The sequence below is a fragment of the Terrabacter sp. Soil810 genome (assembly GCF_001429645.1).
Taxonomy (GTDB): domain Bacteria; phylum Actinomycetota; class Actinomycetes; order Actinomycetales; family Dermatophilaceae; genus Terrabacter.
In genome coordinates this window covers 106,942-129,398 of the sequence record NZ_LMSW01000014.1, presented here as the reverse complement: position 1 = coordinate 129,398, position 22,457 = coordinate 106,942, and the positions used below count along the sequence as shown (strand labels likewise).

Sequence of the window (22,457 nt, the reverse complement as noted above, 5' to 3'; positions counted from 1 at the left end):
CCAAATGTTGTGACGCGCATCCAGCGGGCGCACAGCCGGCTCACCGACACTTCGCGTGGAAACCTGTCGCCGTCCCGAGGAGCCCGACGTGAGCGCCCTGCTCGACACCATCACGAACCAGGTCCTCCACGCACCCGTGTGGCTGGTGCTCCTCGTCGTGGGGGCGGTCGTCTTCGTGGAGGACGCGCTCTTCGTCGGCTTCGTCGTGCCCGGTGAGACGGTCGCGATCCTCGGCGGGGTCGCCGCGTCCCTCGGCCACGTGCCGCTCGCTGCCGTCCTCGTCGTCGTCGTGGTGGCGGCGATCGTCGGGGACACCGTCGGCTTCGAGGTCGGCCGCCATCTGGGCGGCAGGGTCGTGGCGCTGCGTGCCTTCGACCGGCACCGCGAACGCATCGCCCAGGCGCAGGACTTCCTCGGCCGTCGCGGTGGCGCCGCCGTCTTCCTCGGCCGCTGGACCGCGTTCCTGCGCGCCGTCATGCCGGCGCTCGCCGGGATGTCGAAGATGCACTACCCGACCTTCCTCGTGTGGAACGCCGCGGGCGGGATCGCCTGGGGCAGTGTCGTCGTCACCGCTGGCTACCTCGCGGGCCGCTCCTACGCGCGGGTCGAGACGTGGCTCGGACGCGGTGCCGCGATCCTCGTCGCGGTGGCCGTCGTCGTGTCGCTCGTCGTGTGGCAGGTGCGCCGCCGCCGTGCGGAGGCTGCCGAGGGTGCCGAGGACGCCGTCGTGGAGGCTGGGGAGCACCCCTCGCGTATGCCGTCAGCGGGCTGAGCGGGCAACGTTCGCTCGCGCTCGTCCGAGGGTCCGCGCAGCCGTCCGGGTGTGGTCGTCACGATCGGGTCGCAAGCGTCCCGTTTCGTCCCGAGGGGGGCATCGACCTGACATGCTCCCGGTCGTGACCGCCGAACTGCCGCCGCCGAGCGGACCCCCGCAGCCGAACCCGGACGTCGATGCGCCGCCCGCATCGCCTGCCGACGACTCCGTGCCCGTTGCGCCTGCGCCCGAGCCGTCTGGGCCCACCTCGCCCCCCGTACCGGTGGCGCCGCCGCCGATGATGCCGCCCTTCGGGACCTCGACCGCCCCGACGGACCCGATGAGCCCGACGTACCCGACGCTGCCACTGGTGGGCGATGCGACGTACCAGCCGGCTCCGGTGCCGGGCAGCAACGGGCTGGCGATCGCCGCCCTCTGCTGCGGCATCGCCGGGCTCTTCCCCGTCGCTGCCGTCGTCGCGATCGTGCTCGGCGTGGTTGCCCTGAACCAGCGGAAGTATCGGATCCAACGGGGCCGGGGCATGGCCGTCGCGGGCATCGTGCTCGGCGTGCTCTGGCTGCTCGGCTGGACCGTGCTCGTCGTCGCCGCCGTCGTCACCGACGAGCCCGCACGCAACGCGTCAGGAGCCGTGACCCAGACGTCCGACGCCTACGTGGAAGACCTCAAGGCCGGCGACTGCTTCTCGGGCGCGGGTCGCGACGAGGTCGACAGCGTCACGATCCTCCCGTGCACGTCGGCCCACGAGAGCCAGGTCGTGACGATCTTCGCGATGCCCGCAGGCCCGTGGCCCGGCGAGGACAAGGTCGTAGCGGCCGCCGAGAAGGGATGCACCGAGAAGGCCGACCCCCTCATCACCCAGCGGGCCTACGACGACCTCAGCCCGTCCTTCATCTACCCGCAGGACGCGTTCTCGTGGCGGGGCAGCCGCGAGATCATCTGCGTCGTCGACGCCCCGAAGGGCACGACGACCGGCACGGCCCTCAAGTAGTCACGCCGTGTCACCACGGGGTAGCCGTGAGGCCCCCTTCCGGACGGAAGGGGGCCTCACGGCATTCACGGTGACCGGGAGGTCAGCGCTCCTCGGTGCCCGCGATGAAGGCCTCGAGCTTGGCGCGACCGAGGTCGTCGGGGCGCTGCTCCGGCGGGGACTTCATGAGGTAGGACGAGGCGGACAGCAGGGCGCCGCCGATGCCGCGGTCCTTGGCGATCTTCGCCGCACGGATGGCGTCGATGATGATGCCGGCCGAGTTGGGGGAGTCCCAGACCTCGAGCTTGTACTCGAGGTTCAGCGGCACGTCACCGAAGGCGCGACCCTCGAGGCGGACGTAGGCCCACTTGCGGTCGTCGAGCCACGCGACGTAGTCGGACGGGCCGATGTGGACGTTCTTGCTGTCGACGAGACCCGCGAGCGGACCGGTCAGGTTGCTCGTGACGGCCTGCGTCTTGGAGACCTTCTTGGACTCGAGGCGCTCGCGCTCGAGCATGTTCTTGAAGTCCATGTTGCCGCCGACGTTGAGCTGGTACGTGCGGTCGAGCACGACGCCGCGGTCCTCGAAGAGCTTGGCCATGACGCGGTGCGTGATGGTCGCGCCGACCTGGCTCTTGATGTCGTCACCGATGATCGGCACGCCGGCGGCCTCGAACTTCGCGGCCCACTCGGGGTCGGAGGCGATGAAGACCGGGAGCGCGTTGACGAAGGCGACCTTCGCGTCGATGGCGCACTGGGCGTAGAACTTGTCGGCCTGCTCGGAGCCCACCGGGAGGTAGGAGACGAGGACGTCGACCTTGCGGTCCTTGAGGACCTGCACGACGTCGACCGGCTCGGCGCCCGACTCGTCGATCGTCAGCCGGTAGTACTTGCCGAGACCGTCGAGCGTGTGGCCGCGCTGGACCTCGACGCCCGTGGTGGGGACGTCGGCGATCTTGATGGTGTTGTTCTCCGAGGCGTTGATGGCCTCGGACAGGTCCTTGCCGACCTTCTTGTCGTCGACGTCGAACGCGGCGACGAACTCCACGTCAGAGACGTGGTACTCGCCGAACTTGACGTGCATGAGGCCGGGGACGCCGGTGGTGGGGTCGGCGTCCTTGTAGTACTCGACGCCCTGCACGAGCGAGCTCGCGCAGTTGCCGACGCCGACGATGGCGACGCGTACGGATCCCATGGATCACTCCTTGTTGTTGGTGGTCGTGCTCTGGGGGGTGGAGATGTCTGTGGTGGGCTCGTCGTATGCCGCCGGGCCCGGGTCGAGCGCCGCGCGGCGCTCGGCGACGATGAGCTCCTCGAGCCAGCGGACCTCGCGCTCGGCGCGCTCCTCGCCGTGCTGCTGGAGGGCGAGGGTGTAGCCGTCCATCCGCTCGCGGCGGGCCTGGGAGGCGTCGCGGATGTTGGCGAGACGCTCCTCGAGGCGCGAGCGCCGGCCCTCGAGGATGCGCAGGCGCACCTGCGCCTCGGTGCGGGAGAAGAAGGCGAAGCGGACGTCGAAGTCGTCGTCGTCCCAGGCGTCGGGGCCGCTGGCCGCGACGAGGTCCTGGAAGTGCTCCTTGCCGTCGGCGGTCAGCTCGTAGGTGATGCGGGGGCGCTTGCTGCTGGCCGAGGCGGCCTCGGTGGTCTCGTGGATCCAGCCGGAGTCGACGAGGTGGCGCAGCGCCGGGTAGAGCGAGCCGTACGAAAGCGCCCGGAAGATGCCGAGCGCGGTGGTCAGGCGCTTGCGCAGCTCGTAGCCGTGCAGGGGGCCGTCGTGGAGCAGGCCGAGGACCGCGAACTCGAGCAGCGCGGCGCGGCGGCTCTGGGGGCGTTCGGACTTCGGCACGTGACCACGGTACACCCAGATATATCGCTGCGATACATCACGCCGACGCATCGCGCGTCAGGGACCGCGTCCGTCGTCGCGCCCCCGGGCCGATCGGCCGGTGCGAAGCCCGGTTTCGGCGCCTGGCGTCCGTTTCGGTGGTTCGTTCCGGCCGATCGACTCCGGGACCCCGCTCGGAGGCCGACGCCGGGGTGAGTCAGCGGCCGGACGTGCTCGGCGACGTGGCCGGGTCGACGGTGTAGACCGCCACGAGGCGCACTCCGGAGGGTGACAGCGGACCCTCGTGCCTGAGCGTGACCGTGCCCTCGGGCCGGGCCGGCTGCTCGGCCGTCGTCAGGCCCCCCGAGATCGCGGTGCTCTGGTCGGCGAGGCCGTCGAGGCGCTCCGTCCCCTCGGTCCCGGTGCCGGCGAACCCGTAGGTGACGAGGAAGGGGCGGCCACCAGGCGTCGGGACCACGAGCTCGTCGCGCGACGTCGCGTCGGCGATCGAGACCCGACCGTCCAGGCGGTAGCGGTAGCCCTGGTGCTCGACGACCTCGGGGAGTGCCGCGACCGGCGCGCCCGAGAAGTCGTTCACCGTGGTCTGAGCGCCCTGCTCGTAGACGGCGCCGGCCAGCAGCGCACCGTCGACCGAGACCGGCTTGCTCGTCTTCGCGTCGACCAGCTGGACGCGGACAGACGCGGCGCGGCCCATGGTCAGCTCCGTCCAGCCCTGGCCCGGCTCGCCGGGGACGGGTCCCCCGGCCGGCAGGTCGCGCTGCTGCGGCCGGCCACCCGTGCACGAGCTGCCGAAGAAGCCCGTGGTCCCCCCGAGGCTGACGGTGACCATGTATGCCGAGGCTTCGTCGGCGGTCAGCCCCGGCAGGTAGCACTCTGCGCCGACGGAGACGTGGGTCGTCGTGGGCTCCCAGGCCAGCGTGAACTGCCCCTGGCCGCGGTCACCGACGAATCCGGCCGCGAGCCGGTCGTCGGCGACCCGGGCCCGGTAGTGCAGACCGTCCTTCACGACGTCTCCGGGCGCGTCGGGAACGGCACGGAACGGCATGCCGTCGGCGCCGATCATCGGGGCGGCACTCGACGGCGAGCCGGCCGGTACCGACGGCGCGGGGCGGCCGAGCGAGGTCACGACCCCGACGGTGAGGGCGACGACCGCGAGCGTCGCGACGGAGCCGGCGGCCACGGCGCGGCGGCGCTTCGTCGTCCGCACCCGGCCGGCGACCCCTGCCGCGAGGTCGGGTGCGGTGCCGAGGCCGTCGGCGTGCGTGGTCAGCTCGTCGCGCAGGTCGGTGAGGTTCATCGGACACGCTCCTCGTCGGAAGTCGGGCTCAGGGTGGGGTCGATGCGCAGCTTGGCGAGGGCGCGGCTGGCCTGGCTCTTCACGGTGCCGACCGAGCACTGCAGGATCTCGGCGGTCTCGATCTCGGACAGGTCCTCGTAGAAGCGGAGCACGACGACGGCGCGCTGCCGCTTCGGCAGGCGAGCGAGCGCCCGCCACAGGTCGGTGCGGTCGTCGACGCGTCCGTCCTCGGTGCGTCCCGTGGCGCCCGCGCCGCGCTCGGGGAGCTCGGCCGTCGCCTCCTCGCCGTTCCAGCGCCGCCGCCACCAGCTGGAGTACGTGTTGACCATGACCCGACGGACGTACGCGTCGGGTCGGCCGTCGATGCGACCCCACGCGAACCACGCCTTCGCGAGCGAGGTCTGCACGAGGTCCTCGGCGAGCGCGCGGTCGTGGGTCAGCAGGTATGCCGTTCGCAGCAGACGGGTGGAGCGCGTCGCCACGAAGTCGTCGAAGGACCCCCGGTCCACGGCTCGTCCCCCTGTCAGCGGCCCGGTCGAGAGGCATCTCGCCCCGGCGTCGGTGCCCGTCGATGTCGTCACATCCTGCAGGACCGGCTGACCCCGGAGAAAGGTTGCACGGCACCCCCGGGTATGTGAACGGAGTCTGTGGGCCGCTTGTGTCAGTCGTGTGAGCCGCCTCCTTCGTTTCGTCGTCACGGGGCCGGTCAGGTCATACTGAGTGGCGGCCCGGGACGGTTTCTCGGGCCTGATCAGTGAATGGAGCAGGTTGTGACGCAGAGCAGGCGCGACATCCGCGCTGCCCAGCTGGCGGCCGACAAGGGCCGGCCCCAGCGCGCAGGGAATGGCAACGGCAACGGCCGGTCCGCAGGGACCGCCGGCTTCTCCGACGGTGAGGGCGAGGGCCGCACCGGCTGGAAGAAGTGGGCCATCGGCACGCTCAAGTGGGGCTCGATCGCGGCAGCGGTGCTGCTCGTGCTCGGCGTCGTCGGGGTCATCATCGCCTACAACCAGACCGCCATCCCGCAGCCGAACCAGCTCGCCAACAAGCAGGTCTCGATCGTCTACTACAGCGACGGCAAGACCGAGCTCGACCGCATCGCCGTCCAGGACGGCAACCGCGAGTCCGTCAAGCTGGCGCAGGTGCCGAAGTTCGTCCAGGACGCGCACATCGCCGCCGAGGACCGCACCTTCTACCAGAACAACGGCATCTCGGTCGGCGGCATCCTGCGCGCCGTCAAGACGAGCGTCACCGGTGAGACCCAGGTCGGTGGCTCCACGATCACCCAGCAGTACGTCAAGAACTACTTCCTGACGCAGGACCGGACGATCTCCCGCAAGGCCAAGGAGATCCTCATCGCCGTCAAGATCGACGGCCAGCTCTCCAAGTCCGAGATCCTCGAGAAGTACCTCAACACCATCTACTACGGCCGCGGCGCCTACGGCATCCAGAGCGCGTCCAAGGCGTACTTCAACAAGGACGTCTCCAAGCTCAACGTCGGCGAGGCCGCCGTCCTCGCGTCGGTCATCAACGCCCCGTCGCTCTACGACCCCGCCAACGGCGACACGGCCGAGGCCAACCTCACCAAGCGCTACGCGTACGTCCTCGACGGCATGGTGCAGGAGGGCTGGCTCAGCGCGGCCGAGCGGGCCAAGTACACTGAGCTGCCGAAGATCCAGGCCTACAAGGGCAACAAGTTCTCGTCGGGCCCCAACGGCTACATCACCGCCCAGGTCAAGCGCGAGCTCGTCTCGACGGGCCTCTCGGAGCAGGACATCGACAACGGCGGCCTGCGCATCGTCACGACGATCGACAAGAAGGCCCAGACGGCTGCGATCGCGGCGATGAAGGACAACCTGCCGAAGAAGGTCCAGGGCGGCCTCATCGCGATGAAGCCCGGTGACGGCGCGGTCGTGGCGATGTACGGCGGCGCCGACTACGCGAAGACGCAGTACAACTCCGCGACCCAGGCGACGATGCAGGGCGCCTCCAACTTCAAGCCGTTCGCCGTGCTCGCGGCTGTCCGCGACGGCATCTCGACGAAGACGAAGTTCGACGGCGACCAGCCCCAGGAGATCGACGGCACGAAGATCACCAACTTCGGCGAGCGGTCCTACGGCATGGTCGACATGCGCCGAATGATCGGTCGCTCGATCAACACGGCCTTCGTCAACCTCAACAACGAGATCACGCCTGAGCTGACGCGCCAGGCCGCCATCGACGCCGGCATGCCGGAGAAGACCCGCGGCCTCGGCACCGACCTCACGAACGTCCTCGGCACCGCCTCGCCGCACGTCATCGACATGGCCTCCGCCTACTCGACCATCGCGTCGCAGGGCGTGCGGTCCAAGCCGTACTTCGTCAAGAAGGTCACCTCGACGACGGGTGACTTCAGCTACGTGGCCAAGCCGCAGACCAAGCGCGCCTTCGACAAGGACGTGACCGCCGACGTCACGGACGCCATGACCTACACCGTCAAGGACGGCGGCACCGCGACGAAGCTCCAGCGGCTGGGCCGCCCTGTGGCCGGCAAGACCGGCACCTCCTCGGAGGCGAAGTCGATCTGGTTCTCCGGGTTCGTGCCGCAGCTCGCTGTGTCGATCGGGATGTACAAGCCGGACGACAACGGCAACCCGCTGACCCTCACCGACGCCGAGGACACCAACCTCACGGGTGGCACGATCCCGGCCGACGTCTTCTACGACTTCATGAAGGTCGTGACGGAGAACATGGAGGTCCAGGAGTTCCCGGAGCGTGCGGGTGTCGGCGACGACAAGATCCCGACCCCGACGACGACGTTCACTCCGCCGCCGGAGACGACGACCCAGGCGCCGCCGACGACGACGCAGGAGCCGACGACCACGGCCCCGACGACGACGCAGCCGACGAAGACGAACGGCACGGGCAAGCCCCAGCCGACGACGACGACCGCGGAGCCGACGATCACCATCCCGTTGCCCGGGCCGTCGCCCACGTCGACCAAACCCGGCAACGGCCCATGACGCGGCCGCGAGTGGTGGGGTGACGAGGTGACCGCTCGGTGACCGGGACGGTCGACGACCCCGTCGTGCGGGCGGCCTCCGAGGTCATCGGAGGCCCCCGCGGACGGTATGCCGCGGCCCGTGAGCTCCCGTGGGTGCTCACGGCCGCGCTGCTGTCCGCGCTGACGGCCGTCACCGCCGGGCTCGCGATCCTCATCCGCGTGCCCTGCCTGCGCACCGGCTTCACGGGCGATACGCAGTTCTGGAGCGCCTGCTACGCCGACCTGCCTACCGCCTACCGCGACTCGAACCTCAAGGCCGGCCTCGCGGCATACCTCCAGGGCGGCGACGGTGCTCCGGTCACGGGACAGCCACCCCTGACCGGGCTGGTGCTCACCGCCGTCGCGAGCCTCGGGCCCGACGACGGCTCGCTCAAGACGCGCGCCGCCTGGTACTTCGCGCTGTGGTCGGTGCTGCTCACCCTCCTGCTGCTCACGGTCGTGTGGCTCGTCGCCTCGTCGGCGGCCCGACCCTTCTCGGCCGCGCACGTCGCGCTGTCGCCGGTCGTGGTGCTCGCCGGCTTCATCTCCGCCGACATGCTCGGGGTGGCTCTCGCCAGCGCCGGCATGTGGGCGTGGTCGCGGCGCAACCCGACGCTCGCCGGGGTGCTGCTCGGGCTCGCCATGGGCGCCCGGTCGTATCCCGTGCTCATCCTCGTGGCGATCGCGCTGCTCTGCGTGCGGTCCGGGCGGCTGCGCGAGATGGGGAGGGTCGTCGGCTACGCCCTGCTGACCTTCGGCGCCCTGCTCTCGGGCCTCTGGCTGCTCAACCCGGGGGCGGCCGCGTCGCCCTACCAGCAGTGGGCGTCGGCGGGAGCCGGCTACGGCTCGCCGTGGCTGCTGCCGCAGCTCGCCGGGCACGCACTGCCCGCGGGTGCCGTGACGGCGCTCGCCGTCGTCGGCTGGCTCGTCGCCCTGGTGGTGGGGGCCGTGCTCGCCCTGTCGTCGGCCCGGCGCCCGACGATCGCCGAGGTGTCGCTCGTCATGGTCGGCCTCGTCCTCGTCACCGGCAAGTCGTTCACCGTGCAGAGCTCGCTGTGGCTCGTGCCCCTCGTCGCGTGGTGCGCCCTCCAGTGGCGCGACCACCTCATGTGGGCAGGCGCCGAGGCCCTCAACTTCGTCGCCGTGTGGCTGACGATCGCCGCGACGACCGTGCCCGACCGCGGCCTGCCGCCGGCGTGGTACGCCTTCTTCTCGATGCTGCGCGTCGTGGCCGTGCTGTGGCTGGTGGCGGTCGTGTGGCTGCGGGCGCGCGACCGGTGGAGCCGGTCGAGCGCCGAGCCCGACGACCTCGCCGGGCCGATGAGCGGCGCCGAGGACCGGCTGATCGTCCGCTTCTCCTGAGCGATGACGGCGCGGCGGCGCTGCGGATTCGGCGTATGCCGTCCGGCCCGGTAGTCTTGCCCAGTTCGCCGTGTGCCCGGTGGCCTGTGGATCGACCCGACCGATGTCGGTGAGGTCTGCGAGGCTGAACCCGGCTGGAAGATCAGGCCGGGCCCCAGGCTCGCGGCGGGACGAATGCAACCCTCCTGTCACGAGAGAGACTCGTGACCGCCAAGACCAGAGGAGGTGGGTTAGAAGCATGCGTCAGTACGAACTCATGGTCATCCTCGACCCGGAGACCGAAGAGCGCACCGTCGACAAGACGATGGACAAGTTCCTCACCGTCGTGAAGAACGACGGGGGCACCGTCGAGAACGTCGACATCTGGGGCCGCCGCCGTCTCGCCTACGACATCAAGAAGAAGTCCGAGGGCATCTACGTCGTCGTCAACATGACGACCGAGCCGGCCACCGCCCAGGAGCTCGACCGCCAGCTGAACCTCAGCGAGTCGGTCATGCGCACCAAGCTGCTGCGCCCCGGCGCCTGATTCAGCGAAGATACTGATCCGCTCGATCAACCGACGAAGGACTGGTCCATGGCAGGCGACACCGTCATCACGATCATCGGCAACCTGACCGCCGACCCCGAGCTGCGTTTCACGCCGTCCGGAGCCGCGGTCGCGAACTTCACCGTGGCCTCGACGCCGCGGCAGTTCGACCGCCAGAGCAATGAGTGGAAGGACGGCGAGACGCTGTTCATGCGCTGCTCGGTGTGGCGCGACGCGGCGGAGAACGTCGCCGAGTCGTGCCAGCGGGGCATGCGCGTGATCGTGTCCGGCCGGCTGAAGTCTCGTTCCTACGAGACGAAGGAAGGCGAGAAGCGCACCGTCGTGGAGATGGACGTCGACGAGATCGGCCCGTCCCTGCGCAGTGCCACCGCAAAGGTCAACAAGACCCAGCGCGGTGGTGGCGGTGGTGGCGGCTTCGGCGGCGGCCAGGGCAACCAGGGCGGCGGCTGGAGCGGTGGCTCCGGCGGCGGCCAGGCCGAGGACCCGTGGGCGACCGGCGGTTCCGCCGGTGGCCAGGCGGCCCCGGCTGCAGGCGGCGGCCAGGGCGGCTGGAACCAGCCCTCCGGCGGTGGCCAGCCCGCGGCAGGTGGCCAGCAGGGTGGTGGGTGGGGCGCAGCCCCCAGCTACGACGAGCCCCCCTTCTGATCGAGCAGGTCAGCACCGTCGTCCGGTGACCGAGCCGGACGGCATACCCCGTAGTTCTTAACCCATCCCGGGGCACCTCCCCCGGGCTCTCATCAAGAAGGAGAGCACCACGATGGCAAAGCCCGTTGTGCGCAAGCCCAAGAAGAAGGCCAACCCGCTGAAGGCGGCGAAGGTCGAGAACATCGACTACAAGGACACTGCGCTCCTGCGCAAGTTCATCTCCGACCGCGGCAAGATCCGCGCGCGTCGCGTGACCGGTGTGTCCGTCCAGGAGCAGCGTCTCATCGCCACGGCCGTCAAGAACGCCCGTGAGATGGCCCTGCTGCCCTACTCGAGCTCGGCTCGCTGAGCCCGTTCGGGAACGAGGAGAACACCATGAAGCTCATTCTCACGCACGAGGTCACCGGCCTCGGTGCTGCTGGTGACATCGTCGAGGTCAAGGACGGCTACGGCCGTAACTTCCTCATGCCGCGCGGTCTCGCGACCCCGTGGACCAAGGGCGGCCAGAAGCAGGTCGACGCCCTGACCAAGGGCCGTGCGGTCCGCGAGATCAAGGACCTCGACACCGCCAAGGGTGTCAAGGGCCAGCTCGAGGCCACGTCGGTCAAGGTCCCGGCCAAGTCCGGCCAGTCCGGTCGCCTCTTCGGCGCCGTCAGCAACGGCGACATCGCTGCCGCCGTCAAGGCTGCCGGTGGCCCGGAGCTCGACAAGCGCAAGATCGAGGTCAAGCAGGCCATCAAGACGCTCGGCTCCTACGAGGCGACCGTCCGTCTGCACCCCGAGGTCGCGGCGACCCTCAAGTTCGAGGTCGTCCCCGCCTGACCCTCGAGGTCTGAAGCACGCCGAAGGGCCGGGCTCCGCATCACGCGGAGCCCGGCCCTTCGCCGTGCGAGGGCCCGTCACGCAGCCGATGCCGGTCACGCCGGGGCGCCTGCGGGCGACGCGCACACCCTCGGGCCGGCTGCACGCCGTGCTCCGTGTCCCGCTGACCCGAGAGTGTGCCGCTGGCGCGCCGACGAGTCCGCCGGCACCCCATCTCCAGCGACGGGTCAGGTGGAGTCGCGGACGACGAGCTCGGTGTCGAGGGTCGTCACGCGCGGCGGGGACTCTCCCGCGAGCAGTCGTAGCAGGGTGTCGGCCATGACGACGCCCATCTCCCGGGCGGGCTGGGCCACGGTGGTCAGGCCGACCTTGCCGCGGGTGGCGTACTTGCTGTTGTCGAAACCGACGACGGCGACGTCGTCGGGGACCCGCAGCCCCCGCTCCTCGAGCGCGAGCAGCGCTCCGCTCGCCATGAGGTCGCTCGCGACGAAGAGCGCGTCGATGTCGGGGTACTCGTCGATGAGGGCCAGCGCGGCGCGGATGCCACCGGCCTCGGTGAAGTCGCCACGCGCCAGGCGGTGGTCGGGCAGCCCGGCCCCCGCGAGGGCGTCGCGCCAGCCTTGCTCGCGGTCGACCGAGGCCGGCATGTCGGCCGGGCCCGTGATCGTCGCGATCGCCGTGCGCCCGCGGTCGATGAGGTGCTGGGTGCCCCGGACGCCGCCGAGACGGTTGTCGACGTCGATGTAGTAGTCGCCGTCGACGGCCGCCTCACCGATCGGCCGGCCACCGAAGACGACGGGCAGGGAGCGGCTGAGCGAGGTGAGGAAGTGGTCGCCGGAGTGGTGCGAGACGACGATGGCCCCGTCGACGTTGCCGCCGAGCAGGTAGCGCTTCGTCTTGTCCGAAGGCGAGCTCGGGCTGGTCAGCTGGAGGTTGAGCACGTAGTCGCTGTCGTCGAGCCGGTCGCTGATGCCCTGGACGACGTCGGCGAAGTAGGGGTCGCCGAAGAAGCGGTGGGTGTCCTCGGGCACGACGAGGGCGATCGACATCGTCGCGCGCGCGACGAGTGACCGCGCGGCCCGGTTGGGCACGTAGTCGAGCTCGGCGATCGCCTTCTCGACGACGGCGAGCACGTCGGGGCTGACCCGGGGCGAGCCGTTGATGACGCGCGAGACCGTGGCCCGGGAAACGCCGGCCACCCGGGCGACCTCCTCGAGGGTGGGTCGCCCGACGGGAGTGGCGGGCGTCCCTTCGCTCATGCTGTCGATTCTCCTGCGGGTTCGTCGCCGTCGCCGCTCCCAGCCGAACCGTCCCACGGGGTGGGCAGCCGGCGCGTGGCGATGATGCGGGCGTAGTCGAGGGCGCTCGCCTTGGGGGTGCGCACCTGGGTGTCGTAGTCGACTCGGACGATACCGAAGCGCTTGGCGTAGCCCCAGGCCCATTCGAAGTTGTCGAGCAGGGACCAGTAGAAGTAGCCGCGCACGGGCACGCCCGCGTCGACGGCGTCGAGGACCGCGCCCAGGTGTGCGCGGACGTATGCCGTGCGGCCGCGGTCGTCGACGAAGCCGTCCTCGTCGGGGACGTCGTCGAAGGCGGCGCCGTTCTCCGTCACGTGCAGGGCCACGCCGGCCGGGCCGGCGTAGTCCTGCTGGAGCCGGGCGAGCAGGCGGGTCAGGCCCTCGGGCTGGATCTCCCAGTCCATCGCGGTGACGGGCAGGCCGCGGGGGTGGCGGTGCGCGTCGTCGGCCGCGGGGAAGGGCGAGCGGGTGACCCGGCCACCGTTGACGCTGTCGTCGAGTGCGGCGCTCGGTGGCTCGTGCCCGATGGCCTCGCCGTTGTAGTAGTTGACGCCGAGGACGTCGATGGGCGTCGAGATGACGTCGAGGTCGCCGTCCATGATGTGGTCCTCGAGGCCCAGATGGCGGACGTCCTCGAGGAGGTCGGCGGGGTACTCGCCGCGGAAGATCGGGTCGAGGAAGACCCGGTTCATCTGGGCGTCGACGCGGCGGGCGGCATCGACGTCGCGCGGGTCGGACGGGTCGACCGGGTCGGCCACCGTGAAGTTGAGCGTCAGGCCGAGCTCGAGCGCGGCGTCGCGGGCCCGCAGCTCCTGCACGACCCGGCCGTGACCGAGCATGAGGTGGTGCGCGGCGGTGAGGCCGTCGGCGGGTGAGGTGCGTCCCGGCGCGTGCATGCCGGCCGTGTAGCCGAGGAAGGCCGAGCAGAACGGCTCGTTGAGGGTCGTCCAGGTGCTCACGCGGTCGCCGAGCCGGTCGTGCACCGCCAGGGCGTAGTCGACGAAGCGGTCGACCGTCTCGCGGGAGGTCCACCCGCCACGGTCCTCGAGGGCCTGCGGCAGGTCCCAGTGGTAGAGCGTCAGCCACGGCGCGATGCCCGACTCGATGAGGGAGTCGACGAGACGCTCGTAGAAGTCGAGGCCCTTGGCGTTGACCGGTCCGCCGTCGGGGCAGACGCGCGCCCATGACGTCGAGAAGCGGTAGGACTGCATCCCCAGCGACTTCATGAGGGCGACGTCGCCGGCATACCGGTGGTAGTGCTCGCAGGCGACGTCACCGGTGTCCCCGTTCACGACGGCACCCGGGGTGTGCGAGAAGGTGTCCCAGATGGAGTCGGTGCGCCCGTCCTCGTGGCGAGCCCCCTCGATCTGGAAGGCGGCGGTCGCGACGCCGAGGACGAAGTCCTGCGGCACCGGGCGGGACTCTGCCACAGGACGACCCGTGGCCGAGGCCGTGAGGGGCTGGTGGGTGTGCGGCTGGTCGGTCATCCCTTGACTGCTCCTTGCATGATGCCGGAGACGAGCTGCCTCCCGGCGAAGACGAACAGGACGATGAGCGGAAGTGCCATGAGCACGACGCCGTTGAGCACGAGGGAGTAGTCGACGAAGTATGCGGCCTGCAGCTGTTGCAGGGCTACGGGCAGGGTCGGGTTGCCCGGGTCGAGGATGATGAACGGCCAGAAGAAGTTGGTCCACGTCGCGATGAAGGTGAACAGGCCGAGCATCGCAGCGCCGGGGCGGGCGGCGGGCAGCGCGATGGACCAGAAGGTCCGCAGGGTCGAGGCGCCGTCGACGCGCGCAGCCTCGATGAGCTCGTCGGGCAGGGCCTCCTGGAGGTACTGCGTCATCCAGAAGACGCCGAAGGCGCTGACGGCGCTGGGCAGGATGACGGCCCAGAGGCTGCCGATCCAGCCGAGCTTGCTCATGACGATGAAGAGCGGCACGATCCCGAGCTGTGTCGGTACGGCCATCGTCGCGATGACGAAGACGAGCAGCCCGTTGCGTCCGCGGAAGCGCAGCTTGGCGAACGCGAAGCCGGCCATCGCCGAGAAGAGCACGACGAGCACGGCCACCGTGGTGCTGACGAAGATGCTGTTGCCGAGGGCCTTCCAGAACGGGACCGTCGTGACGACGGTGCTCGCGTTCTGGAGGAAGTGCCCGCCCGGGACGAGCGAGAACGGGTCCTGCACGATGGCGGCCGAGTCCTTGCTGCCGATGACGTAGGACCACCAGAGCGGGAAGGCCGAGCCGACGAGGACGATCGCCAGGACGACGTATGCCGTGGGGCTGGCCTGGGTGCGGCGCATCAGCCGGGAGCCACGTCGGGTCTTCGGGAGGGTCGAGGTGGTCATCGCTGTCCCTTCGAGGCGATCCGGCGGGTGACGAGGAAGTTGACGACCGCGAAGACGATGACGATGAGGAAGAGCATCCAGGCGACGGCGGCGGCGCGGCCGAAGTTCTTCTGCGTCCAGCCGAGCTGGTAGAGGTACAGGGTCAGCGTCTGCCACTGCCGGTCGGCGCCGCCGAGGCCGTACTGGTCGTACATCCGCGGCTCGTCGAAGATCTGCAGGCCGCCGATCGTCGAGGTGATGACGACGAAGATGATGGTCGCTCGCAGCTGCGGGATCGTGATCGAGAAGAAGGTGCGGATGCGTCCAGCGCCGTCGATCATGGCCGCCTCGTAGTAGTCGCGCGGGATGGCCTGCATGGCCGCCAGGAAGATCAGGGCGTTGTAGCCGGTCCACCGGAAGTTGACCATCGTCGCGATGGCGACGTGGCTCGGCAGGACCTCCTTGTGCCACTGGACCGGGTCGATGCCGACGAGGCCGAGCAGGTGGTTGACGAGGCCGAACTTGTCGCCGAAGAGGTCGCTGAAGATCAGGGCGACGGCCACGGGTGCCACGACATAGGGCAGCAGGACGCCCATCCGCCAGAAGGTGCGGGCCCGCAGGCCGCTGTCGAGGGCGGCGGCGATGAGCAGCGCCGCGATGACCTGCGGCACGCTCGAGAGCAGGAAGATGCTGACGGTGTTCTTCAGCGCGTTCCAGAAGTAGGGCTGCGAGAGGACGTCCGCGTAGTTCTTGAGGCCGACGAAGTCGCCCTGGCCTCCGATGAGGCTCCACTTGTGGAGCGAGACCCACGCCGTGTAGAGCAGCGGGAAGAGCCCGACGACGCCGAAGAGGATGAAGAACGGAGAGACGTACGCGTAGGGGGCGCCCTTCTCGTCCAGCCGGGTCAGGCGGCGGCGCCACCCGGAGCGGGGGGTCATCGGCGAACGGCTCACGAAACCGGGTGCGTCGCCGGGGAGGGGCCCGGTCGTGCGGGCAGGGGTCTGGACGGACATGCTCTTCCGATCGTCGGGTGGACGGCCCGGTGCGGTGGAGGTGCGCCGGGCCGTCCACGGCCGGCTGGGGGTCAGGTCAGCCGAGGGCCTTGACGTCGCCGACCCACTTGTCCCAGGACTCCTGCGGGGAGGTGCCCTGCTCGACACGGGTCAGGGCCTGCTGCATCGCGTCGTTGATCGCGAAGTAGTGGGTGCCCTTGTACGGCGTGATGGTGACGGCCTTGGCGCGGTCGGCGAAGATCTGGCCGGTCGGCGCGTTGTTGAAGGAGGCCACGGTGAAGGAGAGCAGGTCCTGGCTCTCGAGCGCCTGCTTCTGGCTGGGGAAGGCACCGACCTTCTTGAAGGCCTTGATCTGCTGCTCGGGCGCGGTCAGCCACGCGGCGAGCTCCTGGGCCTCCTTCGGGTGGGCGCTCTGCTTCGGCACGGTCAGGTAGCTGCCGCCCCAGTTGCCGCCGCCGCCGGGGAAGGTGTTGGCGACGTCCCAGCCCTTGACGCCCTTGGCGTTGCCCTCGATGACACCGACCATCCAGCCGGGGCAGAGCATGGTCGCGAAGCCGTTCTTCTGGTAGCTCGCGGTCCAGTCGTCGCCCCACTGCTGGAGCTTGGCGGAGAGGCCGTCGGTGATGCCGGCCTGGATGACCTGGTCGTAGATCTTCTTGACCTCGGCGTTGTCGGTCGCCGTGATCGCGTCGTCGCTCGGGCTCTCGTAGGCGGCCTCGAGCTGGTTGACCATGCCCTGGTAGGTGGCGCCGATGCTGTCGAAGAAGGGGACCTTCGACTTGGCCTTGAACTGCTTGCCGGCGGCGAAGTAGCTCTCCCACGTGGTGCCGAACAGCTTCGCGACCGAGTCGCGGTCGCTGGGCAGACCGGCGGCCTTGAAGAGGTCGCTGCGGTAGCAGATGGCCTCGGGGCCGGAGTCGGTGCCGTAGCCGATGAGGTGACCGTCGGCGTCGGTGGCGGCCTTGGCCTTCCAGTCGAGCCAGCGGCCCTGGACGTCGGCAGAGTTGAGGTCGTTGAACTTGTCGGAGTACTGGAGCATCTCCGGGAGCCAGTCGACCTCGACGGCTTCGACGTCGGCCATGCCGCTGCCGGCCGAGAGGCGGGTGAAGAAGTTGTCGCGGGCCTCGTTGGAGGTCGCGGCCTTCTTGTGGGTGACCTTGATGTTCGGGTGCGACTTCTCGAACTCGGGGATGAGCTCCTCGTAGCCGAACTGGTTGAAGGTGGCGAGCGTCAGGGTGACCGGTCCGCCACCTCCCGTGCTGCCGGCCTGGGTGGAGGGGCTGTCGCCACCCGAGGCCGAGCCGCAGGCCGAGAGGGCCAGCATGCCGACGGTGAGGGTGGCGAGTACGGCGTGGCGAGAGCGCACGGAGGGCGCGCCGATCCGGGTGGAACGGGATGTCATGGAGAGCTCCTTTGGTCTCATCCCCAATGTGGGTGTGAGAGCGCTCTCCGTGCTGGGATTCCAGTCGTGAGAGCGCTCTCACGAGGAGAATGGGGGTGCCGGTGGGCATCGGTCAAGGGCCGTGACCATTCCGTGACCTGATCGCCGCTAGCGTGGAGGTCGAGACGCCGGCGCGGGCCCGGCACCGGTGGGAGGCTCCCATGACCGTCTACGACCTCGTCGCGATCGGTCGCGTGGGCGTCGACCTGTACCCCCTCCAGCACGGCGTCACGCTGGACGAGGTGCGCACCTTCGAGAAGTTCCTCGGCGGCAGTCCGGCCAACGTGACGGTCGCCGCGGCCCGCCACGGCCGGCGCGCGTCACTTGTCAGCGCGACGGCCGACGACGCCTTCGGACGCTTCGTGCATCGGGAGCTGCTGCAGCTCGGGGTCGACGACGCGCACGTCCAGACCATCACCGGTGGCCCGCCCACGCCGGTCACCTTCTGCGAGGTCTTCCCGCCGGACCACTTCCCCATCTGGTTCTATCGCTACCCGATCGCGCCAGACCTGCTCATCACGGCGGAATCCCTTCCGCTGCAAGCGATCCGCGAGGCCAAGGTCTATTGGTCCACCGTGACAGGCCTCAGCCAGGAGCCCAGCAGAGCGGCGCACCAGGCCGCGTGGGAGGAGCGCGGACGAGCGCCACTCACCGTCCTCGACCTCGACTACCGACCCGTCTTCTGGCGCGACGCCGACGAGGCTCGCCGTCAGGTGCGCGAGGGCCTGCGTCACGCCACCGTCGCCGTCGGCAACCTCGAGGAGTGCGAGATCGCCACGGGGGAGGCCGACGCCGAGCGCGCCGCCCGGGCGCTGCTCGCGGCGGGCGTCGAGCTCGCCGTCGTCAAGCAGGGCCCGCGCGGGGTGCTGGCCATGACGCCGACCGAGCAGGTGAGCGTCGGGGCCTTCCCCGTTCGCGTCGTCAACGGTCTCGGCGCGGGTGACGCGTTCGGCGGAGCGCTCGTGCACGGCCTCCTCGAGGGGTGGGACCTCGAGCGGACCCTCCACTTCGCCAACGTCGCCGGCGCGCTCGTCGCCGGGCGGCTCGGCTGCTCGACGGCGATGCCGACGACGGCCGAGGTCCAGGCGCTGCTCTCGGACGTCGAGGTCGCCGACGGCGCGATGTGAGTCCCGGCAGGTGGTTCGCCGGGCACCGACCGGGCCCGAAAACGAGAAAACCCGCCCCTGCTGGTCACGTCGCCGAACTCGACCAGCAGGGGCGGGTGCTCTTTGACCCGGTGATCCGACAGGGGGAGGAGATCACCGAGTCGCACAGGAGCAACTCACGAGATCGACTATGAACGCCGGACCTTAAAGAAGACTGGGAAACCGGTAGCAGTTGGCCCTGACTCCGGCGGCGCGGTCCGAAGGGGCCGCGCCGACCCGGCGTGGCGGCATACGCGCCCGTCTCGGTGCGCGAGGTCAGCCGGGGACGGGGGTGGACGCCCCCGGTGGGACCGGCGCCGAGCGGAACGCGCGCGGCGACGACCCGTGCGCACGCTTGAACGCGGCGCTGAAGGCGAACGCGTTGGCGTAGCCGACCGTGTGCGCGACCTGCTCGACTCCGAGGCCCCCCTCGCGGAGCAGGTCGGCGGCCCGCGCCAGCCGCCACTGGGTGAGGTAGGCCATCGGCGACTGGCCGACGAGCTCGGTGAACCGGCGCGACAGGGTTGCCCGCGACACGTGGACGTGGGCGGCGAGGAGGTCGAGGGTCCAGGGGTGGCCCGGCTCGTCGTGCAGCAGCGCGAGCACGCGGCCGACGAGCGGGTCGGAGCCCGCGCTCCACCACGACGGCGCCGACCCGTCCGCGCGCGAGAACCACTGGCGTACGGCGCCGATCAGCACGAGGTCGACGAGCCGGTCGAGCACGACGTCCTGACCGGGCAGGTCGCGCTGCACCTCGCGGGCGAGCAGCCCGGCCAGCGTGGGGTCGGCCTCGTCCGCCGGGATGACCACCACGTCGGGGAGGGCGTCGAGCAGGCGGCCGGTCACCTGGCTCGCGAGCTCCCACGACGCGGTGAGGAAGGTGGTGTCGCCGGGTCGGTCGCCCGCATTGCCCCACGTGCGTGTGCCGAGACCCAGCGACAGCGCCAGGTGCTCGCCCGTCAGCGACCGGCAGACGTTGCCGGCCCCGATGACGACGCTCGGCTGGGTCGCGACGGCGTCGGCAAAGACCCAGGGGTGGGTGCCCTTGACGAGCGCGAGGTCCCCCTCGTCGAGCCGCATCGGGGCGCCGTGCGCGGGGACGACGTGGGCGCTGCCCGAGACCATGACGACGAGCCCGAGGGCGGCCTCGTCCTCGATGCGGAGCGCCCACGGGGCTGCCATCTCGCAGCGCAGCAGGGAGGCGCCACGGGCGCGGTGGCCGTCCATGACCGTGCTCAGGGTGTCCATCGCCCCACCGTACGCCGGTGAGACGATCGCTGAGGTTGATGAGCCGAATGCGTATTCACCTGCTCATGCGGACGCGGTGTCATGGAGTCATGGACACCACTCTGATGCGCACCGTCACCCTCGCCACCGCCCTCGGCACCGGAGTGCTCGGGGGTGTCTTCGTCGGCTTCTCGACCTTCGTCATGCCGGCGCTCGACCGGCTCGCCGCCGGGGACGCCGTGCGTGCCATGCAGGCCATCAACGTCACCGCCCCGCGCGGGCTCGCCGTGCCGCTCGCCGTGTCGGGGCTCGGGTCGCTCGCCGTCGGCGGCTGGGCCCTCGCCCGCTCGAGCGGCAGTGCCCGCGCACTGCTCGTCGCCGGCGCGCTCAGCGGGGTCGTGGCCCTCGGGGTCACCGCGGCCTACCACGTGCCCCGCAACGACGCGCTCGGTCGGGTGGACGCCGGCTCGACCGCCGCGGCGACGGCCTGGCAGGGGTACGCGCCGGGCTGGGTCGCGATGAACCACGTGCGGGCCGCGCTGTCGCTGGCGTCCGCGGGGCTCCTCGTCGCGGGAGCGGTCAAGGGCGGCTGACCGGGCGGTTCAGCGGGCGGTTCAGCGGGCGCCGACCACCATCCAGTCGTCGCCCCGGGCCCGCCACCCGAGCCCGACGCCGCGGATCACCATGAAGGCGGTGAACGCAGCCCAGAGCACGACGACGTCGCGGGTCGGGGAGCCGCTCGGTCCGGCGGACCGCACGGCCAGGATGAGGGGGAGGAAGGCGACGAACGTCGCGACCATGCCCCAGGCGAGCCACCGGCCGTCGCCCGCGCCGATGAGCACGCCGTCGAGGACGAAGACGTAGCCGGCCACCGCCTGCCCGAGCCCGACGACGACGAGGGCCGCGCCGAGCGCCTCCTGGACGGCCGGGTCGGGTGTGAAGAGCGCCGGCACGACCGAGTGCAGCCCGGCGATGACGAGCCCGAGCGCCAGCCCGCCCCACACGCCCCAGCGGACCATCGTGCCCATCGCGAGCCGGACGCCGCCCCGGTCGCCGGCACCGAGCGCGCGACCGGTGATCGCCTGGGCCGCGATCGCGAGGGCGTCGAGCGCGAAGGCGAGGAACGACCAGACCGTCATCGCCACCTGGTGGGCCGCGAGCGTGACGTCACCGAGCGACGCCGCGACCCACGTCGTGACGAGCAGCGTCGCGCGCAGCGCCAGGGTGCGCACGAGCAGGGGTAGGCCGGTGCGTCCGGCTGCGAGGACACGTGCTGGGTGCGGGCGCAGCCGGGCGTGCCTGGCCCGGGCCTTGACGAGCAGCACGGTGACGAGGGCGAGGCCCATGCCGGTCTGGGCGATGACCGTGCCCCACGCGGATCCGGCGATGCCCCAGTGCAACCCGTAGACGAAGACGACGTTGAGCACGATGTTGGCGCCGAAGCCGACGACCGAGGCGACCAGCGGAGTCGTCGTGTCCTGCAGGCCGCGCAGCACGCCGGTGACGGCGAGGATGACGAGCATCGCGGGGATGCCGAGGGCCGAGATGCGCAGGTAGGTGGTCGCCTGCTCGTGCGCGGCGGGGGACGACCCGAAGACCGCGCTGATCGGACCCGCCCAGACCGCGACGGCGGCTGCGGTGACGGCGCCGAGGCCCAGGGCCAACCAGAACCCGTCGATGCCGGCGCTCACCGCGGAGCGCTCGTCGCCGGCGCCGAGGTGACGCGCGACGATGCTCGTCGTGCCGTAGGCGAGGAAGACGAAGATGCCGGCCGCCGTGACGAGGGCCGCGCTCGCGACCCCGAGGCCGGCGAGCTCGGCGGTGCCGAGGTGTCCGATGATCGCCGAGTCGGCGAGCAGGAAGAGCGGCTCGGCGATGAGGGCGAGGAAGGCCGGGACCGCGAGACGGACGATCTCGCGCCGGTGGCTCGTGGGCAGCGGGGAGGTGGGGCTCACGTGAGCGGCCCGAGGTGCTTGAGCGCCTCGCGTCGCGAGAGGCCGGACAGGTCCGGGTGGGCGGCGACGAACGAGCGCACCCACTGCGGGTCGATGCGGGCGTGGTCACGCAGGGCCCAGCCGATCGCCTTGCGGCTGAAGAAGTCCGGGTCGTCGATGTTGGGCTCGATGACGTCGGCGAGGAGCGACTGGTCGAGGCGGTCACGCGCGCCGACCTGGCAGATGATCGCCGCTCGGCGCACCCACAGCGAGTCCGAGCCGGCCCAGTCGCGCATCCGCAGGCCCTCCACCGTCGGGTGGGCGAGCACCGTGTCACGCACGAGGTGCGTCGCGATGTCGTCGACGACGTCCCACCACGCCCCACTGCGGATCAGGCTCTCCCACAACGGCATCGCGTCGCTGTCGACCCACGCGCGGTAGGGGCGGTGTCGCGCGAGGGCGATGGCGGCATACCACTGCTCCCGGTGGGTGGCGCCGTCCCACAGGGCGCGGATGGTCGCCTCCCACTGCTCGCGTGACTCCATGGCGAGCCCGGGGTCGCGGAGCAGGGGAGTCAGGGCGGCCTTGAGCTGCGGGGACGTCAGACCGAAGTACGGCATGGCCGACTTCATGTAGCGCTGCTGACCGGCTGCCCGCTCCGCGTCGGCCTCGGCGAGGAGAGCGGCCCGCACCTCCGACACGAGGTCGGGGCGCGGGCCGATCGTCATGCGCCAACCGTAGTCGGCGCCGCCGACCGGGGCGGTCAGCCGTCACCCCGGTCGTGGGCCTC

General features: G+C 70.8%; 22 protein-coding genes. 10 read left to right on the top strand and 12 right to left on the bottom strand.

All coding sequences use genetic code 11. The features are described from left to right. The first annotated feature begins 88 nt into the window (after positions 1-88). Together ASG96_RS19000 and ASG96_RS18995 are read left to right on the top strand one after the other, a co-directional pair. Positions 89-772, top strand: a complete 684-nt coding sequence (locus ASG96_RS19000) for a DedA family protein (RefSeq protein ID WP_200958511.1) — start codon at positions 89-91, stop codon at positions 770-772. 352 nt (positions 773-1,124) lie between these two features. After that, entirely contained in the window at positions 1,125-1,763 is a 639-nt protein-coding gene (locus tag ASG96_RS18995; protein ID WP_162262057.1) for a DUF4190 domain-containing protein, read from the top strand. 82 nt (positions 1,764-1,845) lie between these two features. Here ASG96_RS18995 and ASG96_RS18990 read toward each other — a convergent pair whose 3' ends face one another. From ASG96_RS18990 to ASG96_RS18975, 4 genes are all read right to left on the bottom strand, one after another. Beyond that, positions 1,846-2,937 (bottom strand): inositol-3-phosphate synthase, encoded by a 1,092-nt coding sequence (locus tag ASG96_RS18990; protein ID WP_056750268.1) that lies wholly within the window; start codon positions 2,935-2,937, stop codon positions 1,846-1,848. Between the two features lie 3 nt (positions 2,938-2,940). Further along, positions 2,941-3,585: a PadR family transcriptional regulator gene (locus tag ASG96_RS18985; protein ID WP_056754149.1), complete on the bottom strand. Its 645-nt coding sequence runs from the start codon at positions 3,583-3,585 to the stop codon at positions 2,941-2,943. Between the two features lie 196 nt (positions 3,586-3,781). Beyond that, entirely contained in the window at positions 3,782-4,882 is a 1,101-nt protein-coding gene (locus ASG96_RS18980; RefSeq protein WP_057588974.1) for a hypothetical protein, read from the bottom strand. Next, positions 4,879-5,391 (bottom strand): SigE family RNA polymerase sigma factor, encoded by a 513-nt coding sequence (locus tag ASG96_RS18975; protein ID WP_057588973.1) that lies wholly within the window; start codon positions 5,389-5,391, stop codon positions 4,879-4,881. Before ASG96_RS18975 ends, ASG96_RS18980 begins: the two co-directional genes overlap by 4 nt. Before the next feature lie 261 nt (positions 5,392-5,652). Between ASG96_RS18975 and ASG96_RS18970 the strand changes: the two genes are divergently transcribed. From ASG96_RS18970 to rplI, 6 genes are all read left to right on the top strand, one after another. Continuing rightward, positions 5,653-7,884 carry a transglycosylase domain-containing protein gene (locus ASG96_RS18970; protein WP_057588972.1) on the top strand — a complete coding sequence of 744 codons (2,232 nt, stop codon included), beginning with the start codon at positions 5,653-5,655 and terminating at the stop codon, positions 7,882-7,884. A gap of 38 nt (positions 7,885-7,922) precedes the next feature. After that, positions 7,923-9,266: a glycosyltransferase 87 family protein gene (locus ASG96_RS18965; protein ID WP_056750284.1), complete on the top strand. Its 1,344-nt coding sequence runs from the start codon at positions 7,923-7,925 to the stop codon at positions 9,264-9,266. A 238-nt stretch (positions 9,267-9,504) separates the two neighbouring features. Next, on the top strand, positions 9,505-9,792 hold the full coding sequence (gene rpsF, locus ASG96_RS18960) for a 30S ribosomal protein S6 (protein WP_028785248.1): 288 nt from the start codon (positions 9,505-9,507) through the stop codon (positions 9,790-9,792). A 48-nt stretch (positions 9,793-9,840) separates the two neighbouring features. Then, positions 9,841-10,458, top strand: a complete 618-nt coding sequence (locus tag ASG96_RS18955) for a single-stranded DNA-binding protein (protein WP_057588971.1) — start codon at positions 9,841-9,843, stop codon at positions 10,456-10,458. A gap of 112 nt (positions 10,459-10,570) precedes the next feature. Further along, positions 10,571-10,807 (top strand): 30S ribosomal protein S18, encoded by a 237-nt coding sequence (gene rpsR / locus ASG96_RS18950; protein WP_013494395.1) that lies wholly within the window; start codon positions 10,571-10,573, stop codon positions 10,805-10,807. A 26-nt stretch (positions 10,808-10,833) separates the two neighbouring features. Continuing rightward, entirely contained in the window at positions 10,834-11,280 is a 447-nt protein-coding gene (gene rplI, locus ASG96_RS18945; protein ID WP_056750292.1) for a 50S ribosomal protein L9, read from the top strand. A gap of 227 nt (positions 11,281-11,507) precedes the next feature. Here the strand turns inward: rplI and ASG96_RS18940 are convergent, their stop codons facing one another. The 5 genes from ASG96_RS18940 to ASG96_RS18920 form a co-directional block, all read right to left on the bottom strand. Continuing rightward, positions 11,508-12,539, bottom strand: a complete 1,032-nt coding sequence (locus ASG96_RS18940) for a LacI family DNA-binding transcriptional regulator (protein ID WP_056750295.1) — start codon at positions 12,537-12,539, stop codon at positions 11,508-11,510. Next, entirely contained in the window at positions 12,536-14,065 is a 1,530-nt protein-coding gene (locus ASG96_RS18935) for a GH1 family beta-glucosidase (protein ID WP_057588970.1), read from the bottom strand. Before ASG96_RS18935 ends, ASG96_RS18940 begins: the two co-directional genes overlap by 4 nt. Beyond that, positions 14,062-14,883, bottom strand: coding sequence for a carbohydrate ABC transporter permease (locus tag ASG96_RS18930; protein ID WP_235506454.1), 822 nt, complete (start codon positions 14,881-14,883; stop codon positions 14,062-14,064). Before ASG96_RS18930 ends, ASG96_RS18935 begins: the two co-directional genes overlap by 4 nt. Before the next feature lie 41 nt (positions 14,884-14,924). Next, positions 14,925-15,920, bottom strand: a complete 996-nt coding sequence (locus ASG96_RS18925) for a carbohydrate ABC transporter permease (RefSeq protein ID WP_157611024.1) — start codon at positions 15,918-15,920, stop codon at positions 14,925-14,927. A 76-nt stretch (positions 15,921-15,996) separates the two neighbouring features. After that, the gene (locus ASG96_RS18920) at positions 15,997-17,322 is read right to left on the bottom strand and encodes an extracellular solute-binding protein (RefSeq protein ID WP_056750304.1); all 1,326 of its coding nucleotides are present in this window, start codon (positions 17,320-17,322) and stop codon (positions 15,997-15,999) included. Between the two features lie 200 nt (positions 17,323-17,522). Between ASG96_RS18920 and iolC the strand changes: the two genes are divergently transcribed. After that, on the top strand, positions 17,523-18,488 hold the full coding sequence (iolC, locus tag ASG96_RS18915) for a 5-dehydro-2-deoxygluconokinase (protein WP_056754153.1): 966 nt from the start codon (positions 17,523-17,525) through the stop codon (positions 18,486-18,488). Positions 18,489-18,782: 294 nt separating this feature from the next. Here iolC and ASG96_RS18910 read toward each other — a convergent pair whose 3' ends face one another. Next, positions 18,783-19,754 carry an AraC family transcriptional regulator gene (locus ASG96_RS18910; RefSeq protein ID WP_057588969.1) on the bottom strand — a complete coding sequence of 324 codons (972 nt, stop codon included), beginning with the start codon at positions 19,752-19,754 and terminating at the stop codon, positions 18,783-18,785. A gap of 89 nt (positions 19,755-19,843) precedes the next feature. Between ASG96_RS18910 and ASG96_RS18905 the strand changes: the two genes are divergently transcribed. Beyond that, a complete protein-coding gene (locus ASG96_RS18905; protein ID WP_057588968.1) occupies positions 19,844-20,326 on the top strand; it encodes a DUF1772 domain-containing protein in 483 nt (160 codons plus the stop codon). A 21-nt stretch (positions 20,327-20,347) separates the two neighbouring features. Here the strand turns inward: ASG96_RS18905 and ASG96_RS18900 are convergent, their stop codons facing one another. Together ASG96_RS18900 and ASG96_RS18895 are read right to left on the bottom strand one after the other, a co-directional pair. Beyond that, on the bottom strand, positions 20,348-21,688 hold the full coding sequence (locus ASG96_RS18900; protein WP_057588967.1) for an MATE family efflux transporter: 1,341 nt from the start codon (positions 21,686-21,688) through the stop codon (positions 20,348-20,350). After that, entirely contained in the window at positions 21,685-22,395 is a 711-nt protein-coding gene (locus ASG96_RS18895; protein WP_057588966.1) for a DNA alkylation repair protein, read from the bottom strand. Before ASG96_RS18895 ends, ASG96_RS18900 begins: the two co-directional genes overlap by 4 nt. Between the last annotated feature and the right edge of the window lie 62 nt (positions 22,396-22,457).

Excerpts from the sequence above, each read along its gene's own strand:
- ASG96_RS18990 (WP_056750268.1), bottom strand. The coding sequence starts at position 2,937 with ATGGGATCCGTACGCGTCGCCATCGTCGGCGTCGGCAACTGCGCGAGC.
- ASG96_RS18980 (WP_057588974.1), bottom strand. The coding sequence starts at position 4,882 with ATGAACCTCACCGACCTGCGCGACGAGCTGACCACGCACGCCGACGGC.
- rpsF (WP_028785248.1), top strand. The coding sequence starts at position 9,505 with ATGCGTCAGTACGAACTCATGGTCATCCTCGACCCGGAGACCGAAGAG.
- ASG96_RS18955 (WP_057588971.1), top strand. The coding sequence starts at position 9,841 with ATGGCAGGCGACACCGTCATCACGATCATCGGCAACCTGACCGCCGAC.
- rpsR (WP_013494395.1), top strand. The coding sequence starts at position 10,571 with ATGGCAAAGCCCGTTGTGCGCAAGCCCAAGAAGAAGGCCAACCCGCTG.
- rplI (WP_056750292.1), top strand. The coding sequence starts at position 10,834 with ATGAAGCTCATTCTCACGCACGAGGTCACCGGCCTCGGTGCTGCTGGT.
- ASG96_RS18940 (WP_056750295.1), bottom strand. The coding sequence starts at position 12,539 with ATGAGCGAAGGGACGCCCGCCACTCCCGTCGGGCGACCCACCCTCGAG.
- ASG96_RS18935 (WP_057588970.1), bottom strand. The coding sequence starts at position 14,065 with ATGACCGACCAGCCGCACACCCACCAGCCCCTCACGGCCTCGGCCACG.
- ASG96_RS18930 (WP_235506454.1), bottom strand. The coding sequence starts at position 14,883 with ATGCGCCGCACCCAGGCCAGCCCCACGGCATACGTCGTCCTGGCGATC.
- ASG96_RS18925 (WP_157611024.1), bottom strand. The coding sequence starts at position 15,920 with ATGTCCGTCCAGACCCCTGCCCGCACGACCGGGCCCCTCCCCGGCGAC.
- ASG96_RS18920 (WP_056750304.1), bottom strand. The coding sequence starts at position 17,322 with ATGACATCCCGTTCCACCCGGATCGGCGCGCCCTCCGTGCGCTCTCGC.
- iolC (WP_056754153.1), top strand. The coding sequence starts at position 17,523 with ATGACCGTCTACGACCTCGTCGCGATCGGTCGCGTGGGCGTCGACCTG.
- ASG96_RS18910 (WP_057588969.1), bottom strand. The coding sequence starts at position 19,754 with ATGGACACCCTGAGCACGGTCATGGACGGCCACCGCGCCCGTGGCGCC.
- ASG96_RS18905 (WP_057588968.1), top strand. The coding sequence starts at position 19,844 with ATGGACACCACTCTGATGCGCACCGTCACCCTCGCCACCGCCCTCGGC.
- ASG96_RS18895 (WP_057588966.1), bottom strand. The coding sequence starts at position 22,395 with ATGACGATCGGCCCGCGCCCCGACCTCGTGTCGGAGGTGCGGGCCGCT.